The organism is Spongiactinospora gelatinilytica, assembly GCF_003236385.1.
In the GTDB taxonomy this organism is placed as follows: Bacteria; Actinomycetota; Actinomycetes; order Streptosporangiales; family Streptosporangiaceae; genus Spongiactinospora; species Spongiactinospora gelatinilytica.
The window spans coordinates 1-3,486 of sequence record NZ_POUA01000555.1 but is presented as its reverse complement, the minus strand read 5'-3'; the positions used below and the strand labels follow the sequence as shown (position 1 = coordinate 3,486).

3 protein-coding genes are annotated in these 3,486 nt (G+C 72.7%); all 3 read left to right on the top strand.

Annotation, left to right across the window (positions count from 1 at the left end; genetic code table 11):
• Positions 1-213: 213 nt before the first annotated feature.
• The 3 genes from C1I98_RS36780 to C1I98_RS36770 are packed head-to-tail and all read left to right on the top strand — an operon-like array spanning position 214 to position 3,376.
• Positions 214-1,530 (top strand): O-antigen ligase family protein, encoded by a 1,317-nt coding sequence (locus tag C1I98_RS36780; protein WP_233508500.1) that lies wholly within the window; start codon positions 214-216, stop codon positions 1,528-1,530.
• Positions 1,527-2,459 carry a hypothetical protein gene (locus C1I98_RS36775; protein WP_111171887.1) on the top strand — a complete coding sequence of 311 codons (933 nt, stop codon included), beginning with the start codon at positions 1,527-1,529 and terminating at the stop codon, positions 2,457-2,459. Before C1I98_RS36780 ends, C1I98_RS36775 begins: the two co-directional genes overlap by 4 nt.
• The gene (locus C1I98_RS36770) at positions 2,456-3,376 is read left to right on the top strand and encodes a sulfotransferase domain-containing protein (RefSeq protein WP_306461946.1); all 921 of its coding nucleotides are present in this window, start codon (positions 2,456-2,458) and stop codon (positions 3,374-3,376) included. Before C1I98_RS36775 ends, C1I98_RS36770 begins: the two co-directional genes overlap by 4 nt.
• Positions 3,377-3,486: the final 110 nt, after the last annotated feature.

Below are 3,486 nucleotides of genomic sequence, written 5' to 3'. Positions count from 1 at the left end.
CGCACCCGACCGCGCGGCCCCCGACGCCCCGGCGGCACGTCGCCGGACGAGCTCTCCCTATCCCCCCAGCCGCAACGACCGAGACGAGCACAACGACCCACCAACCCCCCACAACACCGACCAAGAGCCCGGACGCGGACGTCCCGCCGGAAGCCGCAACGCCCTTCAGTCCTGGCTGGAAGACTCAGATCCGCCCGATCCATGGCGCGAGACGTGACTCCCCAGACCCACGGCAAGCGCTGGCGCCTCCACCCGGCCGCCTGGCCGATCGCCGCGTTACTCATCGGCTATCCCCTCTGGTGGGCCCTCGGCTTCGGCGGCCTGTCGGTGATCGTCGTGGCGGTGCCGATGGCCGTCATCCTGTGGCGGCGCAGGCCGGTCAAGGTACCGCCGGGGTTCGGCCTGTGGCTGCTCCTGCTGGCCGGTCAGGCGCTGAGCGCGCTGATGCTGGCGGAAAACCCCCCTGGCACCTACGGCGACCTGAGCCAGGGCAGGGTGCTCGGCCACCTCATGCGCCTGGCGCTCTGCGCCGCGCTCCTCGTCGTCGTGCTCTACCTGGGCAACCTCACCCAGCGCGAGCTGCCGCAGCTCACCCTGGTCCGGATGCTCGGCGCGCTGTTCGTGATCACCGTCGCCGGCGGCGTGCTGGGCCTGCTCGCGCCCGGCTTCCACTTCACCTCCCCGGTCGAACTCGCGCTCCCCGACTGGGTGAGCGGCAACTCGTTCGTCAGCAACCTGATCCACCCCACCGCCGCACAGACCCAGAAGGTCCTCGGCCATGCCGCCCCCCGCCCCGAGGCCCCCTTCGAGTGGGCCAACGCCTGGGGCAGCAACCTGTCGGTGCTCGCCGTGTGGTTCGTGGTGGGCTGGTGGGTGTACGGCGGGCCCCGCCATCGGCTCGCCGTCGCCGGGGTTCTCGCGGTGGCCGCCGTACCGGTGGTGTACTCGCTCAACCGTGGCCTGTGGATCGGCATCGGCCTGGCCGCCCTCTACCTGCTCATGCGGCTCAGCGCCCGCGCCCGCATCGCGGTCTGCGCGGCCACGGCCACCGGGGCGCTGCTCTTCCTGCAAAGCCCCCTCCAGGCCGTGGTCGTGCAGCGGCTGGACAACCCGCACAGCAACGACGTCCGCGCCTTCACGGTGTCGGCGACCATCGCCGCCGCCGCCCACTCACCGATCATCGGCTACGGCAACACCCGCAACGCGCTGGGCAACCACCGTTCGATCACCACGGGCAAGACGCAGTGGTGCGACGAGTGCGGGCATCCCCCGCTGGGCAGCGACGGTCATCTGTGGCATCTGGCCATCGCCCAGGGGTTCGTGGGGGCCGCGCTCTACATCGCGTTCTTCGGCGGCGCGGTGCTGCGGTGGTGGCGCGACCGGAGCCCGGTGGGCCTGGCCGGGGTCCTGGTCATGCTGCTGGTGCTCTTCTACATGCTCATCTACGACGGCTACTTCACCCCCCTCGCGTTCTACATGATCTCGTTCGCCCTCCTATGGAGAGGGTCCCTAGCCAAGGGGTCACCGTGAATGACGCTCGTGTCCGGGTGCGCTATCTCGACGAGACCGTACACCGGCTGTTCCCCAGCGGAGACAGCGGCGAGATGGCCGCGTACTCACTGCTGCCGCACGCCCGGCTGCCCCGCCGGCTGGTCCGCCGCCGCTGGTGGCACGGCCCACTGAGCAGGCCGGTCATGGTCCCGGCGGCCGATGGCGGGTCGATCGAAGATCACCTGGGCGAGGTGCTGGGCATGCCGATCCGCACGGTCCTGCACGTACGGCCGGCCCGGCGCGCCAACCGCAAGCCGATCCTTTCGGCGTACGGGCCGGACGGGCTCGCCGCCTACGTCAAGATCGGCGACACCGAGCGCACCGCGAAGCTTGTCGGGGACGAAGCGCGGGCGCTGCGCCTGGTCGCCGACCTGCCGCTCAAGGTGGTGACCGCGCCGACCGTGCTGCACCACGGGAGCTGGCGGGGGCTCGCGGTGCTGGCGGTGTCGCCGCTGCCGGTGCCCCGCCGCCATCCCCGGGGCACGCGCTTCGCGGGCCACATGGTACGCGCCACCGTACGCGAGATCGCCGAGCTGTGCCCCGGCGAGCGGTACGCCTGGCACGGCGACCTCACGCCCTGGAACATGGCGCCCGCGCCGGACGGGCGGATGCTGGTATGGGACTGGGAGCGGTTCGCGACCGGGGTGCCGCTGGGGTTCGACGCGGTGCACTTCTTCCTGCACCGGGCGCTGCGGCGGATGCGTCCGGCACTGGCGGCCCGGGCCTGCCTGGCGCAGGCGACGGGCGTGCTCGCCCCGTACGGCCTGTCCTCGGCCGAGGCCCGGCTGACCGTGCTGCGCTACCTGATCGCGCTCGCCGACCGGCACGCCACGGACGGGCACGAGCCGTTCGGGCCGCCCGCGACCTGGCTGTCCCCGCTCATCGACCACGCGGAGCCGATCCTTTGAGCCACCGGCACGACGTGCCGGGGGTGCCCGGGGCCATCGGGCGTACGCTCACCGGCTCACTCGGACGCTCGGTCAAGCGCTCCGCGCACGCGGTGTCGCTGGCCACGGGCCGGCTCACCGCAGGTCAGCGGGTGCTGCCCGGCTTCCTGATCATCGGGGCGCAGCGCTGCGGCACGACCTCCCTGTACCGGGCGCTGTCCCAGCACCCGCTGGTGCTCAAGCCGGTGCTCCGCAAGGGCGTCCACTACTTCGACGTGGCCTATGAGCATGGGTTGCGGTGGTATCGCGCGCATTTCCCGCTTCGCGCCACGGCGGCACGCCTGCACCGGATGTACGGGCACCGCCCGATCGCGTTTGAGTCGTCGCCCTACTACCTCTTCCACCCGCTGGCGGCGGCCCGGATCGCGCAGGCACTGCCCGGGGTGAAGTTGATCGTCCTGGTCCGCGATCCGGTCGAACGCGCCTATTCCGCCCATGCGCACGAGCTGGCCCGGGGGTACGAGCGCGAACCCTGCTTCGAGCGCGCGGTGCTCCTGGAGGACGAACGGCTGGCCGGCGAACCCGAACGGCTGTGCGCCGACCCCCGGGCCGGCAGCCACGCCCACCGCCACCACGCGTACCTGGCCAGGGGCCGCTACGCCGAACAACTCGCCCGGATCGAGCCGCTGGTCGGCCGCGATCACCTGCTGGTGGTGGACAGCCACCGGTTCTTCACCTCCCCGGCCACCGTCTATGCGGAGGTGCTACGGTTCCTCGGCCTGCCCGAACTGACCGTCCCCGGGTTCGCCTGCCACAACGCCCGTCCACGCGCCGCCCCGATGCCTGCCTCGCTGCGCCGCCGCCTCGCCGCCCACTTCGCGCCCTGGGACTCCCGCCTCACGCCCTGGCTGGGCCATCCGCCCTCATGGCTGCGGTGACCGCCCGGCAGTCGCTGGCGTCCGTCGCCAGGGGCGGGGCGCTGGGCCTGGCCGGCGCGGCGGCGGGGGCGGCGGCGCAGGTGGCGCTGGTCCTGGTGGTGACCCGGTCG